This is a genomic window from Hyphomicrobium denitrificans ATCC 51888, assembly GCF_000143145.1.
GTDB classification, from domain to species: Bacteria; Pseudomonadota; Alphaproteobacteria; order Rhizobiales; family Hyphomicrobiaceae; genus Hyphomicrobium_B; species Hyphomicrobium_B denitrificans.
The window spans coordinates 1,637,939-1,657,774 of the sequence record NC_014313.1 but is presented as its reverse complement, the minus strand read 5'-3'; the positions used below and the strand labels follow the sequence as shown (position 1 = coordinate 1,657,774).

14 protein-coding genes are annotated in these 19,836 nt (G+C 62.3%); 3 read left to right on the top strand and 11 right to left on the bottom strand.

The window, feature by feature from the left end; genetic code table 11:
* Nucleotides 1-217: 217 nt before the first annotated feature.
* Complete coding sequence (locus HDEN_RS08000) at nt 218-2,974, top strand: coiled-coil domain-containing protein (protein WP_013215596.1); 2,757 nt, start codon at nt 218-220, stop codon at nt 2,972-2,974.
* Nucleotides 2,975-3,035: 61 nt separating this feature from the next.
* Nucleotides 3,036-4,013 (top strand): N-acetyl-D-Glu racemase DgcA, encoded by a 978-nt coding sequence (gene dgcA, locus HDEN_RS07995; protein WP_013215595.1) that lies wholly within the window; start codon nt 3,036-3,038, stop codon nt 4,011-4,013.
* Nucleotides 4,014-4,016: 3 nt separating this feature from the next.
* Here dgcA and HDEN_RS07990 read toward each other — a convergent pair whose 3' ends face one another.
* A complete protein-coding gene (locus HDEN_RS07990) occupies nt 4,017-5,225 on the bottom strand; it encodes an MFS transporter (RefSeq protein ID WP_013215594.1) in 1,209 nt (402 codons plus the stop codon).
* Between the two features lie 170 nt (nt 5,226-5,395).
* Here HDEN_RS07990 and HDEN_RS07985 point away from each other — a divergent pair, with 170 nt between their 5' ends.
* The gene (locus HDEN_RS07985; RefSeq protein WP_013215593.1) at nt 5,396-5,944 is read left to right on the top strand and encodes a hypothetical protein; all 549 of its coding nucleotides are present in this window, start codon (nt 5,396-5,398) and stop codon (nt 5,942-5,944) included.
* Nucleotides 5,945-6,022: 78 nt separating this feature from the next.
* On the opposite strand, the gene HDEN_RS07980 is transcribed toward HDEN_RS07985, so the two are convergent.
* The 10 genes from HDEN_RS07980 to HDEN_RS07935 form a co-directional block, all read right to left on the bottom strand.
* Nucleotides 6,023-7,255, bottom strand: a complete 1,233-nt coding sequence (locus tag HDEN_RS07980; RefSeq protein WP_013215592.1) for an OmpP1/FadL family transporter — start codon at nt 7,253-7,255, stop codon at nt 6,023-6,025.
* Between the two features lie 393 nt (nt 7,256-7,648).
* Complete coding sequence (gene thiD, locus HDEN_RS07975) at nt 7,649-8,476, bottom strand: bifunctional hydroxymethylpyrimidine kinase/phosphomethylpyrimidine kinase (protein ID WP_013215591.1); 828 nt, start codon at nt 8,474-8,476, stop codon at nt 7,649-7,651.
* 20 nt (nt 8,477-8,496) lie between these two features.
* Nucleotides 8,497-9,294 (bottom strand): cytochrome c biogenesis CcdA family protein, encoded by a 798-nt coding sequence (locus HDEN_RS07970; RefSeq protein WP_013215590.1) that lies wholly within the window; start codon nt 9,292-9,294, stop codon nt 8,497-8,499.
* Between the two features lie 40 nt (nt 9,295-9,334).
* Nucleotides 9,335-10,531 (bottom strand): phosphoglycerate kinase, encoded by a 1,197-nt coding sequence (locus HDEN_RS07965; RefSeq protein ID WP_013215589.1) that lies wholly within the window; start codon nt 10,529-10,531, stop codon nt 9,335-9,337.
* Between the two features lie 47 nt (nt 10,532-10,578).
* Complete coding sequence (gene tkt, locus HDEN_RS07960; RefSeq protein WP_013215588.1) at nt 10,579-12,588, bottom strand: transketolase; 2,010 nt, start codon at nt 12,586-12,588, stop codon at nt 10,579-10,581.
* Between the two features lie 153 nt (nt 12,589-12,741).
* Nucleotides 12,742-14,580, bottom strand: a complete 1,839-nt coding sequence (locus HDEN_RS07955; protein ID WP_013215587.1) for a monovalent cation:proton antiporter-2 (CPA2) family protein — start codon at nt 14,578-14,580, stop codon at nt 12,742-12,744.
* Between the two features lie 256 nt (nt 14,581-14,836).
* A complete protein-coding gene (locus tag HDEN_RS07950) occupies nt 14,837-15,475 on the bottom strand; it encodes a PQQ-dependent catabolism-associated CXXCW motif protein (RefSeq protein ID WP_013215586.1) in 639 nt (212 codons plus the stop codon).
* 119 nt (nt 15,476-15,594) lie between these two features.
* Entirely contained in the window at nt 15,595-16,479 is an 885-nt protein-coding gene (locus HDEN_RS07945) for a substrate-binding domain-containing protein (RefSeq protein ID WP_245256754.1), read from the bottom strand.
* Between the two features lie 253 nt (nt 16,480-16,732).
* Complete coding sequence (locus HDEN_RS07940) at nt 16,733-17,263, bottom strand: c-type cytochrome, methanol metabolism-related (RefSeq protein ID WP_245256753.1); 531 nt, start codon at nt 17,261-17,263, stop codon at nt 16,733-16,735.
* Between the two features lie 344 nt (nt 17,264-17,607).
* Nucleotides 17,608-19,434, bottom strand: coding sequence for a methanol/ethanol family PQQ-dependent dehydrogenase (locus tag HDEN_RS07935; protein WP_013215583.1), 1,827 nt, complete (start codon nt 19,432-19,434; stop codon nt 17,608-17,610).
* Between the last annotated feature and the right edge of the window lie 402 nt (nt 19,435-19,836).

The window sequence follows — 19,836 nt, the reverse complement described above, 5'->3', positions numbered from 1 at the left end:
CTGCATGGTTACGTTTTGGGTTTCGCCGTAATCCAGCCGCAAACGTCGCTGTAGGCTGCTAAGTGCCAGTGATGCATAGGCATTTCTTATCAAAGGATATGTCTTTGTGTTTTGCGGACGCATATAAAGTCCGATAGTGTGCAAAGAGAGTTTCCGGCTGCCCCGGGCGCACGGGGTATCGTTAGCGGTTGCCGGTTCGAGTGGGGGGCGTTGCGCAATGTCGCAAGATCAGATTGCGAAGCTGATGGCTATCGCCGGGAGGGCGCCTGCAACGGCGACGCCGGTCGAGCCGACGCTTGGCCAGCCGGCAGCAACCGACGAACCGTCAACACCTCCGCCTTCCACATCAATGCCCGCACTGGCTCTGCCTCCGCCTCTGTTGGGTGGGCTTTCGCCGTCCGATCAGCCGAAGCCTGAAAAGCCTGCGCCGGTAGTGGAAGAGGCACCGGCCCGGCGCGTCGCGCGCCGCCGTCCCGCAGGCCCGGTTCGCGGTAAGATCGCCGCTAACGACGATGTGCCGAGCATCGGCGGTCTGATCTACGCGCTCGAGCAGAAACCCTCGAGCAAGGTTTTTCGCCTCGCCACCATCGGCAGCATCGTCTGGGCCATCGGCGGGCTCGCGATCGGCGCCTTGACGCTCGCGCCGCAGTGGCAGGAAGGCGCTTCGCTCGCGACGCTCCTGGTGCAGCCGACGACGTTCTATACCGCGACTGCGATCGTCGCCCCGATCGGCATCATCTGGCTGCTCGCGTTGCTGAGCTGGCACGTCGCCTCGCTGGCGCTCAAATCCTCCACGATGAGCGAAGTCGCGATCCGCCTCGCCGAGCCCGACCGCACCGCCGAACAATCGATCGCGAGCCTCGGCCAGGCCGTGCGCCGGCAAGTCTCCTTCATGAACGACGCCGTCTCGCGCGCCCTTGGCCGTGCGGGCGAACTCGAGGCGCTCGTTCACAACCAGATCGCCGAACTCGAACGCTCCTACGAGCAGAACGAGCAGCGCATCCGCGACTTGATCAAGGAGCTGAGCGGCGAACGCCACGCCCTCGTCGATACCTCGACCAGCGTCACCGATACGCTGAGGACTCTCGGCACCGAAATCCCGATGCTGATCGAAAAGCTTTCGACGCAGCAGGTGACACTCTCGCAGATCATCTCCGGCGCCGGCGAAAACCTCGCCAATCTCGAAGGCTCGCTCGCGACCGCGACCGGCCGCTTCGAAGGCACGGTCGGCGCACGGACACAGCAGCTTCAGACCGTTCTCGAAGACTACACCGCAGCCTTCGCAACGGCGCTCGGCGCGCGAACCGAGCAGATGCGTCTGACGTTCGACGGCTACATGCAGACCCTCGACACGACGCTCGGCAACCGCACCGAGAACCTGCAGACCGTATTCGAGGAATACGCGCGCGCGCTCGACACGACGCTGTCGAACCGGGCTCAAGCGCTCGATATCCAGCTCGTCGAACGGACGCGCTCGCTCGACGAAGCCTTCTCGAAGCGCCTCGAGCTGTTCGACGATCAGATCATGCGCTCGACGACGGCCATCGACACTGCCGTCAGCGAGAAGGCGTCGCTGCTGACCAACGCTCTCGAGCTTCATGCGCATTCGTTCCGCGAAACGATTTCGCGCCAGGCTGCCGACCTCGACGACTCGGTGATGAACGGCATCAGCGCCGTCCGCCGCACCAGCGAGAACATCACCCGCCAGACGATGAAGGCGATCGACGGCCTCGCCAAGCAGTCGGGCGCACTCCAGAACGTCGCCGAGAACCTGTTCTCGCAAATTCATGGCGTGACCGACCGCTTCGAAAGCCACGGCGAACAGATCCTGAAAGCCGCGAACGTTCTCGACACCGCCAATCTCCGCATCGAGTCGACGCTGCAGTCGCGCCACGCCGAACTCAGCAGCACGCTCGATCGCTTCTCCGGCAAGGCCGACGAGTTCGGCCGCACGCTCGCCGGATACTCGACCGATCTCGAAGGCTCGCTGTCGAACATCGAACTCCGCGCCCGTGCCATCGCCGACGAACTGCGCGACGGCGCCGAAAGCAAGTCGCGCGTGCTGATGGCCGAACTCGACCGCGTCAAGAACGAGACCGAAGCCCATAGCGATCGCGCCATCGCCGATCTGCGCACGCGCTTCCAGAGCGTGTCCGGGGACCTGTCGCGCGAATTCGAGGAGCTTTCCTCGCGGCTGGCGTCGGCTTCCGATGAAACGCGTGAGCGCGCCGCCGAGGCCGCCGCGACGCTCGCCCGCGAGCAGGCCCGCATCCGCGAAGAAGCCGCGCGTCTTCCCGCTTCGACCCGCGAGACGGCGGAATCGATGCGCCGCGCCCTGCAGGATCAGCTGCGCGCCATCGAGCAGCTCAATCAGATTTCTCAGCGCGCCAACGCGCCCCGCGATGTCGTCCGGCCGGAGCTGCCGTCCGGCGCACGCTCGCCGGTATCACTCACCTCGGCGCTGAGCCAGCAGGGCCCCGGTGCAGGCCGGGGCAAACCGTCAGGGTCTCCGGACGGACGCGAATCCTGGTCGCTCGGCGATTTGCTGGCGCGCGCTTCGCATGAGGACGAAGCCCAGAGCGCGCACGCCCATGCTCAGGCGCCGCAGGCACCGAGCGCACCGCCGCCGCCGACTGCTTCGCCTGCCCGCCTCGACATCGCGACGATCGCGCGAGCACTCGATCCGTCGACCGCCTCGGCCATCTGGGGCCGCATCCGCGCCGGACAGCGCAACGTCCTCGTGCGCAGCATCTACGCGCCGGAAGCGCGCGCTCTCTTCGACCAGATCACCAACCGCGTCCGCGTCGATCGCGATCTCGAGCAGTCGATTTTCCGCTATCTGACCGACTTCGAGCGCATCATCAAGGATGCCGAAGCCCGCGATCCGAGCGGACGCGCCGCGCAGAACCATCTCGTGTCGGATACCGGCCGGGTCTACCTGTTCCTTGCCCATGCTGCAGGGCGCATCCGCTGATCGCGCAGAAGCGTGATTGCTGCGGACATGCGTTTCAACTCAGCAACCTCGGTTGTCGCTGATGTCCTCGCTCGCCATTGAAGTCCGAAGCGAAGTCTGGCCGCTGAAGGAAGCCTTCACGATTTCGCGCGGCGCAAAAACATCCGCGCACGTCGTCGTCGCGACTGTTCGCGACGGCCAAGTCTCGGGCCGTGGCGAGGCCGTACCCTACGCGCGCTACGGCGAGACGGTGGAAAGCGTTCTCGCACAAATCAACGACGCGGCATCGAGCATCAAGGCTCACGCTGACCTCGCTCGGGTTTTGAAACCCGGCGCGGCGCTCAACGCTCTCGATTGCGCGTTCTGGGATCTCGAAGCAAAACGCACAGGCCGCACCGTCGCAGCGCTCGCAGACTTGCCCGAGCCCGAAGCGGTCGACACGGCCTACACAATCAGCCTCGACACGCCGGAGACGATGGCGGCAAAGGCCGTGGCAGCTCTGAGCCTCCCGATCTTGAAACTGAAGCTCGGCGGCGCCGGCGATGCCGACCGCATGCGCGCGGTGCGTTTGGCGCGGCTCGATGCGCGGCTGCTGGTCGATGCCAATGAAGCCTGGACTCCGGAATTGCTGCCGGGCCTGCTCGCGGTCGCCGCCGAATGCAACGTCGAGGTCATCGAGCAGCCGCTGCCGGCCGGTGCGGACGAAGCACTCGCCTCGGTCACGCACCTCGTTCCGATCTGCGCCGACGAAAGCGTGCACACGGCTGCCGATCTCGCGCGCCTCAACGGCCTCTACGATGCGGTCAACATCAAGCTCGACAAAGCCGGTGGCCTCACCGGTGCCATCGCGTTGGAGAAGGCCGCCCAGGAACTCGGCCTGAAGGTGATGATCGGATCGATGGTCGCGACCTCCCTCGCCGTCGCGCCTGCGATGCTGCTCGCACGCAACGCCGATTGGGTCGATCTCGACGGCCCGCTGCTTCTGGCGCGGGATCGCGATCCGCCAATTCACATCGAGAACGGACGCATTGCGCCGCCCGAGCGGTCGCTCTGGGGCTGACGTTTACGACGCCTCCCGCACGATCAGCACACCGCCATTCCACGTTTGCATCAGCCGCACGGCTGCGCCGAGAGACACCGCCGCGATGACCGCCATCGCGACATAGGAAAGCGGACCGGCCTCTGCGTAGAAATAACCGGCGATCAGCGTTGCGACGCCCATCGCAACCCCCGCGGATACCGTCGCATAGAGAGCCTGCGCACTCGCAGCTCGGTCGCGCGGAACGGCGTCGTGAATGAAGTGCATCGCCCCGATGTGCGACGCGCCGTAGGTCACGCCATGCAGGAGTTGCAGCGGCACAAGGATCGCAAGCGACGGATCGCTGGCCAGCGTCAGCCACCGCACAATGGATGCGAGCCCCGCAATCGCGATCAGTCGGACTGCGCCGAACTTTGCCGCGACGCGCCCCGAAAACGTGAAAAGCAAAACTTCCGCGAAAACGCCGATCGCCCAGAGCGTCCCGCACCATGCTGCCGATAGCCCCTGTTTCTGCCAGATGATCGTGCCGAACGTGAAGAACGTCGCGTGCGCAGCCTGCGCGAGGCCCGCCGCAATCAGGAACAGCCGGAATTCGCGACGCGCCAGAAGTTCGCGCGGTTCCGCGATTTTCCAGAACGGTTGCGCAGCGTTGGCGGACGGGCCCGGCGCACCGCCGACGCTCGGCACCTGATACGCCGCGATCAACGTCAGCGCGCAGCCGAACGCAATCAGCCAGATCCCTGCCCCGCCTCCGAACTCGGTAATCGCGACGCCTCCGGCGAAACTCGCCGCGACGAAGCTCAGCGATCCCCAGAGCCTGAGCCGTCCATAATCGAGCCCGCGCGCACGCGCGCCCTGCACCGCGATCGTGTCGATCAACGGCATGATCGTCGAGTTGCTGACCATCAGCAGGACCGCGAAAATCAGGATCGCCCAGTATGACGGTGCGATGGCCAGTACCAGCACGAATGCCAGTGCCGCCCATGCGAGTGCAATCAGATGACCGCGACGCACACCGCTGCGATCGGCGACAACCGCCACGGCCGGCGTGATGAGCACGCGCACGAACAGCGGAGCCGCAATGACCGCGCTGATCTCGCCCGCTGTCAGTCCCTTCCAATCGAGCCAGACCGGCATGAACGGCACGTACATGCCGTAGACGACGAACAGCGCGCCGTAGAAAAGCGCGACGGGCAGTGCGAAGGCGCCGGCTTTATCTTCGATGACGGACACAAGAGATCCCCGAAATACTCAGACGCGATTCAACCATAGAGCGGCGATGCGAAATTACGACGGCGTCTTGTGCGCCGCCGCTTATCCCTAGGAACGGGGGAGGCACAGTCTGCTCATCGCACAAGAATCGCTTATGCGTTGAGTGTTTTTTTGCGGAGCACAAAACGACGATGCAGTCTTTGTCTCTACCGGTTGCCGAGGACGCTGAAACCGAATATCGCGCGATCGAAGCGACGCTTCTCGAAACCGCGCGCGGCCGCTGGTTTCTCGCCGAGCATGGCCGCCGCGCCCGGCGTCTCGACAGCAATCTTCTCGAAGATGCGATCACGCGTCTACAGAACTCGTTGCGCGAACCGCCCGCGCTTCTGGGTCAGCTGAAAGCCGAAATCGAAACCGTCAAGGCTGACCTCGCCGAGACGCGCGCCAGGCTCATGGCCCGGCCGACGGTCGATGAAAGCATCTTGCCGACCCACGCCATCCTCAAGGCTGCGGAAGATATTCATGACATCGCGTGGTCGCTGCAGGCCAATCCGTTCGATCCGAAAGGCTGCGAGGAAATCGCCCGCAACGCCGGCAAACTTTACGCGATGAGCCAGTCGCAGGCAGCGCAATCGCACCGCGCCGTCGCCGCCTCCAATGCACTGGATACCGCCGCGACGAAGCTCGAGGGCGTCCTCGAAAGCGTGCTCCATGAGCTGAAGGTTGATGACGGCGCGTAAAGGATCGACCATCGACACATAAAAAAACCGGGCGCGATGCCCGGTTTTTTATTGCCATCATTCAATGACGAACGCCGCCTACCACCGCGTCCGCATACCGACCGAAAACAGATCGACGGAAGCTTGGACGTTGCCGGTAAACGGCCCAACGTTCGCAGGGCTTGCGGTGTAAAGATCGATGCCGCCATCCTGGATGAAGATGTGCGAGTACGCAGCATCGAGCGTGATCGAGTCGCTCCATTGATAGCTGGCGCCGATGCTCAGCCAGACGCGGTTGTTGTCCGGGATCTGAACCAGCCGCTTCGATGCATCGTCAATGGGAGAAATCTCGTAGGCAACACCGCTGCGCAGCGTGAGCCTCGACGAATAATCGTACTCACCGCCGACGGAGAAGAACCAGCCGTCATTCCAGTTCGCGGCAACGGACGGCCCCGGCCCATAAGGCGTCGAAAGCGAAAGATCCTTGAAGCGGCTCCAGTTCGACCACTGGGCTGTGCCAAGCAGGCGGGTGGTGGGCGTCACGACCTGCCGCAAGCTCAGCGTCACGATATCCGGCAGGTTGACCGTCCCGATGGAGGGCAGCGTGCCGGTATTGAGGGAATGGAACTTGCCATCGAGATCGTGCGTCATCTGCGAGCGATAGCCGAGACCGATCGTCGTTCCTGCCGTCGGCTCGAGCGTAATGCCGGCGGTCGCGCCGAATGCCCAGTCGGTCCCGCCGAACTGTGCGATGGTGTCTGGGGAATCGCGGAATTGCAGTTTGCCTTGCGCCCATTCGATCTGGACGCCGGCGCCGACGGTGATGCCGGGCGCGATGCGGTAGGCGACCGTCGGGTTGGCGTTGATCGTCAGCAGCTTGGTGGTCACGCCCAGGTATGAGCCGGGATAGAGTGTATTCTCAGGCTTCGTTGCCAAGCCGAAGGGCGAGGTGATCGCCATGCCGACCCAGAGATCGCGCCCGACCTGATACGCGCCGTAGCTTGAGCTGGTGGTCGCATCGATGCCGATGTTGCCGCTACTGCCGGTACCAAGTGGCGATCCGGTGATGTCGATATTTCCGTAGGGCAGAACGAGCGTGTAGGACGATTCCGAATTGAGCCCCGGGAATTGTGCCGTCGCCGCCGAGTTCCAGAACATCGAACCAAGGCTGCCGCCTGCGGCCGAGCCGGCCGAAGCTGAGCCCATGAACACGGTCGACTGCTCGTGAATATCGAAACCGCCAGCGGATGCGGCCGAAGCCCCTAACCCCAGCGCTAGGAGAGCAAAACTTCCAGCATAGGAAAATTTCCGCATGTCGCGCGTGATCGGCATCGTGATTGGGCCCCCTCAGGCGCGCTTCAAGGCGCCCGCCGTATTCTGCCACAATACGTGAACCGCGCCACTCGCGCAGGCCTCTTTCCAACAGCCGCGAATCAATCTGGCAAGATAGTTTGCCCGTGTGCCAGCAGCGCAACAAAAAACCGGCCCGCCAGTGGCGGACCGGTTTTGCTAAGCTCCGTTCCAAGATTCTGGATCGAGCCTAGCGCTCCCCCCGGAGATAATTTCCGGCCACAAGTGCCGGAGCCGCGCGCAAGCTGCCAAAGTGAAGGCGGCATCGCAAGTCTTGACGACAAATGACGAAAACGAGTCTGTCTCTACGATGCTTTGACGCCACAGCAACCGCTGCGATGCAGCAACGATTGCTGGCGCAGAGTGCATCGCAGATCAATGATCGTGCCGGTGCGTTCGCAGTGCAAAGTGATGATCGACCGGGCCATTGCCTGCGCCGATGCGCCGATGCTGGCCGGCATCGAGCGCCTCCCAGACGAACGATTTGGCCCGCGCAACGCACTCTTCGAGCCGGCGTCCAAGCGCGAGATTGGCGACGATCGCCGCCGACAGCGTGCAGCCCGTGCCGTGGGTGTTGCGCGTTTCGACCCACGGCCGCCGCAAAACATGATGCGTCGCGCCGTCGAAAAGAATGTCGACCGCCTCCGCGCCGCTTGCATGGCCGCCTTTGAGCAGAACGGCGCCGCATCCGAATTGCATCAGCTTCTCGGCATCGCGGCGCATGTCCGCTTCCGTTTCGGCGTCCGAGCCTCCGAGCAGTTTTGCAGCCTCGGGAATGTTCGGCGTGATCAGGAACGCTCGCGGAATGAGCAATTGCTGGATGGCATCGATCGCGTCTGGCGCGAGCAGAACGTCCCCGCTCGTCGCGACCATCACCGGATCGACGACCACCGGCACGGATGGGATTTCGGAAAGCAGCCGCGTCACGATCTCGACTGTTGCCGCATCGCCCAGCATGCCGGTCTTGGCTGCTGAAACAGAAAGGTCCGAAGCGACCGAGCGGAACTGAGCGGCGATGAAATCGGGCGCAATCCCGAGCACGCCCGAAACGCCCGTCGTATTTTGCGCCGTAAGTGCGGTGATGACCGACGCGCCGTAAACGCCGAACGCCGAGAAGGTTTTCAGATCAGCCTGAATGCCCGCGCCGCCCGACGGATCGGAGCCCGCAATGGTAAGCGCGATCGGCGGCGCTGTGGGAGCCATCGGTGCTGTAGGCTCCGCGCTCAGGGCGTTCCTTTCTGAAGGATCTGGCCTTCAAGACCGGCCGGTGTGACGAGCGATTCAATCTTGGCGAGGCCCGGGAAGTTTTCGAGCATCCACTGGCTGAACCAGTTCTGCGCGCCGAAGATGAAAAGCAGGCCCATCGCGATCAGCAGCAGACCCATGATCCTCTCCAGCGTCGTGAAGTGCTTTTTGAAGCGCTTCATGAAGCCGAGGAACGGCCGGATCGCGATGGCCGCAAGAACGAACGGCACGCCGAGGCCCAGCGAGTAGGCGAACAGCAGTTTCACACCGGCCCAGAGGCTCGTCTCGCTCGCGGCCAGCGTCAGCACCGTTGCAAGCACCGGACCGATGCACGGTGTCCATCCGAACGCGAACGCGAGGCCCATGACGTAGGCGCTGATGAAGCTCGCTTCTTCGGCGGCGTGCGAATAGCGCGCCTCGCTGTAGAGCAACGGAATTCGGAACACACCGAGGAAATGCAATCCGAACAGCAGGATGATGATACCCGCGATCGTTCCAAGCTCGGCGCGATAGGACAGCATCACCTGTCCGACCGTGCTGGCTCCCGCGCCAAGCGCCACGAAGACGGTCGTGAACCCCAGAACGAAAAACATCGAAGATACGACGACCCTGCCCCACACGCGGCGGTCGACCTCATCCTCTCCCGTCAGCTGATCGAGCGTCGTGCCGCCGATATATCCGAGATAGGGCGGGACCAGCGGCAGCACGCACGGCGACAGGAAGCTTGCGAGCCCGGCAAGAGCAACGCCAATGTAGATGTGCGCATCTGCAAACATTCTATCGATCTACCTCGCCGTGCAGTTCGCTCTGCTTTGGTCAGCGCGCCAGCGCTGCGATACCTGGCAACTCTCGTCCTTCGAGCCATTCGAGGAACGCGCCACCGGCCGTGGAGACGTACGTAAACTCGTCCGTGACATTTGCGGCGTTCAGCGCCGCGACGGTATCCCCGCCGCCCGCGACCGAAACAAGTTTGCCAGCCTTCGTCAGCGATGCAGCCGCGCGTGCAACGGCAAACGTCCCGTCGCCGAAAGGCGAAATCTCGAACGCTCCCATCGGACCATTCCAGAGCAAGGTCTTCGTTCCCGCGAGCACGTCCGTTACATGCGCGACCGATTTCGGCCCGACATCCAAAATCATCGCGTCCGCCGGCACATCGTCGATTGCAACGACCTCGCTTGCCGCGCCTTCCTTGAACTCGCGCGCGATCACGGCGTCGACGGGCAGGACGATCTCGCAGCCCTTCTCCTTGGCCTTCGCGAGAATCTCGCGAGCCGTTTCCGCAAACTCGGGCTCGGCAAGCGATTTGCCGACGTTGGTTCCGGCCGCCTGCAGGAATGTGTTGGCCATACCTCCGCCGATGATCAACTTGTCGACCTTCGCGACAAGGTTCGTCAGCACCGGAATTTTCGTCGAGACCTTGGCGCCGCCGACGAGCGCTGCCGTCGGACGCTGCGGTTTTTCGAGTGCCGTGCGCAGCGCGTTGATCTCTTCCATCAGCAGCGGCCCGGCGTAGGACGGAAGATGATGTGTAATGCCCTCGGTCGAGGCGTGTGCGCGATGAGAGCACGAGAACGCATCGCCGACGAACACATCGCCGAGCTTCGCGAGCGCGCTCGCGAATTCAGGATCGTTCTTTTCCTCGCCCTTATGAAAGCGAAGGTTCTCGAGCACGGCGATGTCGCCATTCGACAGCGATTGAACCGCCGCTTCGGCGGCCGCGCCAATGGAATCCTCGCCGAATTTCACGGGCCGCCCGAGCAGGTCCTGCAGCGTCTGCGCGACGGGACGAAGCGACAGCTCCGGATCAACGCCCTTGGGCCGTCCGAAATGCGAGATCACGATGACCTTCGCGCCGCGATCGCTCAACGCCTTGAGGCCCGGAACCACGCGTTCGAGACGCGTCGCATCGGTCACCTTGCCGTTCTTGATCGGCACGTTGAGATCGGCGCGCACGATCACGCGCTTTCCCGCGACGTCGATGCCGTCCGTAGTCTTCAGCTTGTCCAGATTCATGCCTTGTACCGGTACCTTTGAGCAGCAGCGCGCGTCACGCGCCGCACCTAGTTCGCTTTTTTGGCGAGCGCCTGCGCGATGTCGGCAACGTGCGCGGCGGTGATGCCGAAATGCTGGAACAGCTTCGCAGCCGGAGCCGACGCACCGAATCCCGGCATTCCGACGAACTTGTCCGAAGGTCTCAGCCACTCGTACCAGGACTGCGCAACGCCCGCTTCGATGGCGACGCGCGGTGCTTCTCCGAGCACGCTGTTGCGATAGCTCTCAGGCTGCGCGCGGAACAATTCGAACGACGGCATCGAGACCACCGCAGCCGAAACTCCGTTCTTCGCGAGCGCCGCCGCCGCCTCGATCGCAACGCCGACTTCCGATCCCGTTGCGATCAGCGTCACGTCTCGCGCGCCTTCGGACGCCTTGACGACGTAAGCGCCTTTCGCGCTCTGGTTCTCCGGCCCGTCGCTCCGCAGGTTCGGAACGGCCTGCCGCGACAGCGCCAGGATCGAAGGCGTCTTCTTCGCCGCGATCGCAAGCTCCCAGCACTCGGCCGTTTCGATGCCGTCTGCGGGGCGGAAGACGTTGAGGTTCGGAATGGCGCGCAACGCGCTCAGGTGCTCGACCGGCTGATGCGTCGGACCATCTTCGCCGAGCCCGATGGAATCGTGCGTCATGACGTAGACGACGCGCTGCTCCATCAATGCCGACAGGCGGATCGAGGGGCGGCAATAGTCGGTGAAGACGAGGAACGTGCCGCCATACGGAATGAAAGAGCCCGACAGCGCGATGCCGTTCATGGCCGCCGCCATGCCGTGCTCGCGCACGCCGTAGTGGACGTAATTGCCCGCAAAGTTCTCGGGCGTGATCGAGACTTGAGCCTTCGTCTTGGTGAGGTTCGATCCGGTGAGATCGGCGGAGCCGCCGACGAGTTCAGGCAGCGCCGGAACCAAATGTTCCAGCGTCAATTGCGACCAGACACGCGTTGCACGCTTGGTTGCGTCGGCGGCGAATGCAGTCTTCGCAGCCGCAATCGCGGACGCAAGCGCCGTGTCGAGCTTTCGCCCGCTGATCAGTGCCTTTGCTTCGGCGTTGGCGCCCGAAAGACGCTTCGCCCAATCGGCATATGTTTTCGCGCCGCGGCTTCCGACTGCACGCCATGCCGACAGGATGTGATCGGGCACGTCGAACGGCTGATACGGCCAATCGAGACGCTCGCGCGTTGCCTTGATTTCCTCGCCGCCGAGCGGTTCGCCGTGTGCGGAGGATTTGCCGGCCTTGTTCGGCGCGCCGTAACCGATGACGGTTTTGCATGCGATCAGCCACGGACGCGAGCTATCGCCCTTCGCCGCCTTGATCGCGGCTGCGATCGCCGCCGGATCATGACCGTCGACGCGTGCGGTGTTCCAGCCCGACGCCGCGAAGCGTTCAAGCTCGTTGTCGGAGACGGCAAGGCTCGTCGCGCCGTCGATCGAAATCGAGTTGTCGTCCCAGAGAACGATCAGCTTGCCGAGCTTCAGATGCCCCGCGAGCGAGATCGCTTCCTGACTGATGCCTTCCATGAGGCAGCCGTCACCGGCGATCACGTAAGTATGGTAGTCGATGAGATCGTTGCCGACGCGCGCCGCAAGCAAACGCTCCGACAGCGCGATGCCGACGGCGTTGGCGAGGCCCTGCCCCAGCGGACCGGTGGTCGTCTCGATGCCGGGGGCATGGCCATATTCCGGATGTCCGGCCGTCTTGGAGCCGAACTGCCGGAAGTTCTTCAACTCCTCGATCGTCATGCCGGGATAGCCAGTCAGATGCAGCAGCGCATAGAGCAGCATCGAGCCGTGGCCGGCGGAAAGAACGAAACGGTCGCGATTGGCCCAGCCCGGAACCGCCGGATCGAACTTTAGCGCCTCGGTGAACAGAACGGTCGCAACGTCGGCCATGCCCATCGGCATACCCGGATGCCCGGAATTCGCGGCCTGAACAGCATCCATGGCGAGCGCGCGGATGGCGTTGGCCATATCGCGAACGCTAGGGGCCGGCGACGTCACCGCCTTCGTCTGGGCTTTGGTCATTTATTGGTCGATCCCGTCTTGTGGCGCCTCGCGCACCGTCATGAAACTTTGACGGACATTTACCGGGCGAACGGGGGGCCGTCTACCGCGGTTAACCCCTGTCAAGGGAATTAGGGCTGGCTTTTCGAGCACTTGACAACCAATGACCAAGTGTCACGCCGCGCCGGCCCGTGATTTAGCCTTTGCCTCGCGGGGCGTCGCCTCGGAACGGGCAAGCGCGGCCTCTTCGACCTCATCCTCCTGGAACAGCTTTTCGAGCATCGCTTGGGACGAGCGCGCGCGTTCGATCAGCTTGTCGGCGTCCGAGGTGTGCTTGTAGTCCTCGTTCAGGCGTCGCTCGTCGTGATCCCGGAAGGTATTGACGGTGCGTTCCGCGACCCGCTGCGAATAACCGAGCCCAAGCAATAGCAGGCGCGTGAGGTCGAGAGAGGCCAGGAACGTTTCGCGACGCAGTTCCGCTACGCCGAGATCCAGCAATCGCATCGCATGCATACGATCGCGGGCGCGCGCATAGACCGGCACATGCGGATACCGCGTCTTGACGATTTCCGCCGCGCGCATCGAAGCTTCGACGTCGTCGATTGCGAGGACAAACGCCCGCGCCTTTCCGATCTGCGCCGCTTCGAGAACTTCCGGACGGCTGACGTCTCCGAAGAACGCCTTGTTGCCGAAGCGTTTGACGAACTCGATCTGCTCGGCGCTGATATCGAGCGCGGTGAACGGAATGCCCTTGGCACGCAACACGCGCGCCGTGATCTGACCGAAGCGGCCGAAGCCCGCGATGACGACGTGCCCATCGTTCTCTGGGATCGGATCGAATGCACGCTGCGGCGCCTGCTTCTTGAACAGCACGCGCTCGAGCATCAGCAGCAGCGGCGTCATCGCCATCGACAGCGTCACGACGACCGCCAGGATCTCAGACGGGCGCGTGCCGAGCACGCCTGCTGCGCGACCGACCGACAGCAGCACGAACGCGAATTCTCCGCCTTGCGACAGGGCGAAGGCCAAGCGCCGCGCAGGCCCGGCTTCGAGCCCCTGCCAGCGGCCGAGGCCGAAGAGAATGACCGATTTTACGGCGATCAGGGAGACAGTCAGCAGCGCGATCAGCACCGGCTCCGAGACGAGCAATTTCAGGTTTAGCGACATGCCGATCGCGGTGAAGAATATGCCCAGCAGCAATCCTTCGAACGGCGCGATGTCGGCTTCGAGTTCGTGACGATAGCTGCTCTCGGCCAGCAGCGCGCCCGCGATGAACGCGCCGAGCGATGCGGAAAGCCCGACGGCCTCCATGATCAGCGTCACGCCGACGACCGTCAGCAGCGCCGCCGCCGTCATGGCTTCCTTGACCTTCGAAAGCGCGACGAGGCGCAGCAAGAAATCGAGCGCGTAGCGGCCGACGAAGACGACAGCTGCGATCGTCGCCAAGCCTTTCGCGAACGTCAGATAATCGATGTGCGGAGCTTGCTGCATGGCGCTCACGGCGAAGTAAGGCGCGAGTGCGATCAAGGGAATTGCCGCGATGTCCTGGAACAGCAGCACGGAAAATCCGAGACGGCCATGACGCGTCTGGAGTTCTCCGTTCTCCTCCATCACCTGCAGCGCGAACGCCGTCGACGACAACGCCAGGGCTGCGCCAGCAAACAGCGCCGGCTGCCATTGCGTGTCGAAGAACAGCATGCCGATGAAACCGAGCGCGATCGCCGTCAGTACGACCTGCGCCGATCCGAGACCGAACACAGCCTGGCGCATCGCCCATAAACGCTTCGGCCTGAGTTCAAGCCCGATCAGGAACAGCAGAAGCACGACGCCGAACTCGGCAAAATGCAGAACCTGCTCTGCGTCCTGCTCGGAAAAAAGGGCACCGGCTCCAAAAGGCCCGAGCATCACGCCGGCGACCAGATAACCAAGGACGGCTGCTATTCCGAGCCAGCGCGCGAGCGGTGCAGCGAGTGCCAGGGCAGCGAGCAGAATCGCGAGTTCATGGAGAGTCACGCTCGTTCCTCATCTTCTGGGCCAGGGATTTCTGAAGTCATTTGCAGTACGCGGAATACTACAGGATCGGCGGGTGCACGAATCCGGGCGAACCGTGAAGCAATAAGCCGGGCTTAATTCAGGCAAACTCGCAGTTTCAGGGGTCGTGAATTGCCGAGGTATGTGAGGCGCTTCGCAAAGAAGGCTGATAAGCGGGGCGCGTCAATGCACGAGCCCGCATAATCCGCGATTGAGCAACCCTGGCATGCGCTGACGGCTAGGGCCGCGGATGAACCTCTTCCAGCAACCCGCCCTCCTCCTGCCAGCCGTCCGAGCCGTCGCGATACCAGTCGACGTTACGATAGCCGTAGGTCAAGGCACGCTTCGCGGCGTTCCAGCTCATCCAGCAGTCCCTGAGGCAGAAGAAGACGAGCCGTTTCGATGTGTCGCCGCCGCTCAGTTCAGCGAGGCTGCGCCGAAAGTAGCTATCGTTCGCTTCCGACAGCACCCCGTAACCCACGTTTGGAAGCCAGACGGCGTTCTCGATGGATTGATGCGTCGTCTCGCGCCACAGCGTCCCGGCCGGCAAATTCGGCGGTTTCGGCGGATGTGGATAGACGTCGATAAAGACGGCGCTCTTCGCTTGCCAGAGTTCCGTCGCATCGCGGTTGGACAGGATGGTTGCGCCCTTCAGCGTCAGCGGCACCGGAGAGCGATAATCGTCGGTTCGATAGGCGTCGGGTTCCGGAGGCGGCGTGCGCGGCGTCGAAGGCGTGGGCGATGTGATGGCGACGTCAGCGTCGCCTACTGTGCCTGAAGGCGATGACGCCGTCGCGGCCGCTGCGAACAGAGCGCTGGCGACGCCGAAGATGCCCAGGACACCGTATCGCAATCGCATCCGTCGTGATGATTTCATTGCAGGCTTCCGGCACATCAACCCCGGAGCTTTCTGGCATTTTTTGAGATTGCGCGGAAGCTATAAGGGCGAGCGCACAACGACGTGCGCTCGCCCACTAAATCAGGAAGTCGCAAAAATCAGGGAGCAGCGGCTGCGGGCTGCTCCGGCGTTGCTGCCGTTGCCGCAGGCGCGGCCGACCCTCCCGCTGCTGCGGTCGTCCGCGGCTTCGTCACCATCTCCATCGACGTATCGTCGTCGACGAGAAGCGGCACGCCGTAGTCGAGCAGCACCTTGTCGATGTCGCCCTGGCGCTTGCGAATGATTTCGTTGAGCTGACGCTTCCACGCATCGTCGCCGTTGCGCACGCCCATCGTGATGCGGAACGAGATCTTGCCGCCGACTTTTTCTTTCAGAAGTGGCACGACAACCAGCGGCTCGCCGCCGCGCGTCGCCCAATAGGCGCCGATCGGCCCCCAAAGAACACCGGCATCGACATCGCCCTTGCGGATGTCGTTGATCATTTCTTCCGCCGGATTGAAGTATCGCCGGTCGACGTTCATCCGGTATCCGCGGACATTGCTCATCAGACCGTTGGCCGCCACGACATTGCCGCCCGGCGTCCCCTGTTCGACGCCGATCCGCTTACCCTTGAGACGTGGATCAGCGAACGTTTCGAGTCCGTCGAGGCCCGTGCCCTTCTTGTAGAGAAGAACCGATGTCGATCGATAGATGGCGTTGGTGTTGAGCACGATATCGTCGCCCTGCCCCCATCCGATCACGAGGTCGCAGCGTTTCGCCGCCAGTGTCATGCGGATGAAACCGAGCGACTTCGGGTACCATGTGTAGGCGACGGGAATCTTCAACTCATCGGCGATGATGTCGGCGATCTTGTTTTCGAACCCCTCGCCTTTCTGATTGGAGAACGGCAGATCAGAAGGATCGGCACAGACTCTGAGTTCCTTGCGGTTGACCAGATCGGCGCGCGGCACGTCGGCAGCGTGTGCCGAATTCGTAAACGCCAACGCTGAGATGACTCCAGCGAGAGCGAATGCCAGGACAGGCACGGGCGATAGCGTGTTTGCGATAGCTTGCTTCCTCACAGCGGTGACCCTTTTTTATTTTGCGACGTGGTTCGAACGATCCGTTACGAAAAGGGGCAAGCCGGATCACGACCTGCCCCCACAGTAAATCTGTCGAACGGATATTGGGTGTCTTCCGCAACGCCGAGAGCGCAAGACGCATCAAACTTTAGTGAGCTTGGGAAATTACAGTCCCTCAGCCAGTGCACTCATCAGCTGCTTTTTTCGCTTCGTCCGAAATATCTTCGCGTCCGTTGGGACGGCCCGGAGGCATGATGCCGAGCGAACGAGCTTTGATGTACGTGTAGATGTCGTCGAGGTAGCACATGATGTTCTTGTCTTCGCCGAACGACGGCATGACGAACATCGTGCCTCCTCTATCCTCTTTCTTGCCGGCCGAGACGATGCCGACGAACGTGCTGTAGTCCATCGTCTTCAGCGAGTCGGCCAATGCCGGCGCGAACGTGCTGCCCAACGCATTCGGACCGTGGCAGACGTGGCAGGCGTCATGATAGCGGCGGAAACCGTTCCATGTGCCCCAGTCGACCATGTAGTCCTTGGTCGCGACCGGCTGCGGGTCGCCGTCTTTATTGCGATAGCGGCCGTCCTCGAACTTGTAACCGTCCTGCTTCGCGAGTTCCGAAACCGGATCGGGTGGAGAAGTGCGATCCTTGATATCGGTTGGTGCAGCGTCCTCAGCAATCACGGGAATGGAGACCGTCGTCATTAGGGCGGCGCAGGACATGACTGCCACCGCGATTTTTTTACTGAACTTTCCCACGAGTTTCCTCTTGTCGTTGTGTCTTATCTAAACGCCGGATGGGTTCGTTGTATCCCACCTTCTTTGTTTTGGTATGGAACTTACGCGCCGCGCTCAATACCCCATTTGCTTGTTTATCCGGTACATGAGGGCGCAGCAGCGGGAGAATTCCTAGCAGATTTCCCGGGAGGTCTCTTGATTTTGCCCATTTGGGCAAAACTTTCGAAATCGCATCGACCGACGGCCATAAAACGTAAAAAGGAGCCGGCGCAGGTTAACCTGCGCCGACCCCCAAATCGTGACCTTCACTCCTATGGGAGAGCGAAGACGGTGAGTGAGCCACCAAGGTTGGTGTACTGCTTGAGGCCAGCGTAGCCACCGACAGCACCCAGACCATCGGTCGGGTTCGTCAAGCCAGCAGCAAGACCGATACCGGCCCAGCCACCAACGCCCGAGAACACGGCGACGTACTGCTTACCGCCATGCGAGTAAGTCATAGCGTTGCCGATGATGCCCGACGGCGTCTTGAACTTGAACAGTTCCTTGCCATCCTTCTGATCGACGGCTTTGAAGTAGCCCTCGAGCGTGCCGTAGAAGGCAACGCCGCCAGCCGTGGTGAGAGCACCCGACCAGACCGAGAACTGCTCAGGCTTCGACCAGACGATCTTGCCCTTCACGCCATCCCAGGCAATGAAGTTACCCATGCCGCCATGGCTGTCCGGAGCCGGGAACATGGAGAGCGTGGCGCCCACGTAGGGCTGACCAGCCGTGTACGAAACCTTGAAGGGTTCGTAGTCCATGCACACGTGGTTCGTCGGGACATAGAACAAGCCGGTCAGCTTCGAGAACGAAGCCGGCTGCTGGTCCTTGGAGCCGAGAGCCGCAGGGCAGACGCCCTTCGTGTTGACGTCGGCGCCCTTGCCGTCCTTGAACGTCGAGTACTTGGCGACGCGGATCGGACGTCCATAGTTCTTGCTGGACTTGTCCATGTCAACGCCAGTAGCCCAGTTCACGGCCGGGTCATACTTCTCAGCGACTAGAAGCTCGCCCGTAGCGCGATCCCAGGTGTAGCCGAAGCCGTTACGGTCGAAGTGCGTTGCGATCGCGCGCTTCGTGCCGTCGAAGTCGAGCTCGGCCAGGATCGGCTCGTTGATGCCGTCATAGTCCCACTCGTCGAACGGCGTCATCTGGTATGCCCACTTGGCAACACCAGTGTCGACGTCACGAGCGAACATCGTCATCGAGTAGAGCTGATCGATCGGCTTGCCATCCGGTCCCGCACGCTGAGAAGGGTTCCAGGTCGAGGGGTTGCCGGTGCCGTAGTACATCAGGTTGAGGTCCGGATCGTAGGCCATGTAGCCCCAGGTCGAACCGCCACCGATCTTCCACTGATCGCCATTCCAGGTCTTCAAGGACGAGTCCTTGCCGACCGGCTTGCCGAGCATCATGGTCTTCTCGGGGTCGACGAGAATGTCCGAATCCGGGCCCATCGAGTAGGCGCGCCAGACCTTCTTGCCGCTGTTGATGTCGTAAGCCGTCATGTGGCAGCGAACGCCGAATTCAGCGCCCGAGATACCGATAACGACCTTGTCCTTGACGACCATCGGAGCCTGAGTTCCGGTCTCGCCCTTCTTCGGGTCGCCGTCGACGACCTTCCAGAGTTCCTTGCCGGTCTTCGCATCGAGAGCTACGAGCGAAGTGTCAGCCTGGTGAAGGAAGATCTTGCCGTCGGCATAAGCGAGGCCGCGGTTGACCGTATCGCAGCACATCACCGGAATGACCGACGGGTCCTGCTTCGGTTCATACTTCCAGATGATCTTCTGTTCATCGGCGAGGTTCAGAGCGAACACGATGTTCGGGAACGCCGAGTGAAGCCACATGGTGTCGCCGATAACCAGCGGGCCACCTTCGTGACCACGAAGAACGCCGGTCGAGAACGTCCAAGCCACTTTGAGCTGGCCGACGTTTTCGGTCGTGATCTGGTCGAGTGTCGAGTAACGGGTACCGGCATAGTCGCCGGACTGGATTGCCCAGTTATTCGGATCGCTAGCGGCTTTGATCGCGGATTCGTTGGCCCACGTGGGCCCCGTAAACGCGACTGTCGCTAGTAACCCACATGCGAATGCACTTTTGCGCATTGCGCTTCCTCCATTTTGAGAAAAGTCTTGCCACGCTTGCAAGTCGATCCCGAGAACCTTCCGGTTTTTCCGCCTCGAAGCTGAGGATTTTGCGGGATTTTTTCCCGTCTTAATCTCAACTTCGCGGGTTTCTTCACGGAACCGTGTAGAACCGGTAGGTCCTCGTGAACGGTCGGCATGTAGACATTTTTTCCCAGTGTCCGCAACACGAACTGCGACGCCGGTGCGCATGTGGCAAATTAGGACAACGTCTCTGACCAAAAAATCCTCAGAAAACAAAGGCAATCTTCGCGCTGCACCACAAATGCTGCGGCGCACGACTACTTGTGACGTTCGGGAAAATTATGTCGTGCGATCACGCGAAATCGCGCGTTCGTGATCGCACGCGAGCGCTAATCAGCC

Coding starts and splice junctions, on each gene's coding strand:
- HDEN_RS08000 (WP_013215596.1), top strand. CDS start 218: ATGTCGCAAGATCAGATTGCGAAGCTGATGGCTATCGCCGGGAGGGCG.
- dgcA (WP_013215595.1), top strand. CDS start 3,036: ATGTCCTCGCTCGCCATTGAAGTCCGAAGCGAAGTCTGGCCGCTGAAG.
- HDEN_RS07985 (WP_013215593.1), top strand. CDS start 5,396: ATGCAGTCTTTGTCTCTACCGGTTGCCGAGGACGCTGAAACCGAATAT.
- HDEN_RS07980 (WP_013215592.1), bottom strand. CDS start 7,255: ATGCCGATCACGCGCGACATGCGGAAATTTTCCTATGCTGGAAGTTTT.
- thiD (WP_013215591.1), bottom strand. CDS start 8,476: ATGGCTCCCACAGCGCCGCCGATCGCGCTTACCATTGCGGGCTCCGAT.
- HDEN_RS07970 (WP_013215590.1), bottom strand. CDS start 9,294: ATGTTTGCAGATGCGCACATCTACATTGGCGTTGCTCTTGCCGGGCTC.
- HDEN_RS07965 (WP_013215589.1), bottom strand. CDS start 10,531: ATGAATCTGGACAAGCTGAAGACTACGGACGGCATCGACGTCGCGGGA.
- tkt (WP_013215588.1), bottom strand. CDS start 12,588: ATGACCAAAGCCCAGACGAAGGCGGTGACGTCGCCGGCCCCTAGCGTT.
- HDEN_RS07950 (WP_013215586.1), bottom strand. CDS start 15,475: ATGAAATCATCACGACGGATGCGATTGCGATACGGTGTCCTGGGCATC.
- HDEN_RS07940 (WP_245256753.1), bottom strand. CDS start 17,263: ATGACGACGGTCTCCATTCCCGTGATTGCTGAGGACGCTGCACCAACC.
- HDEN_RS07935 (WP_013215583.1), bottom strand. CDS start 19,434: ATGCGCAAAAGTGCATTCGCATGTGGGTTACTAGCGACAGTCGCGTTT.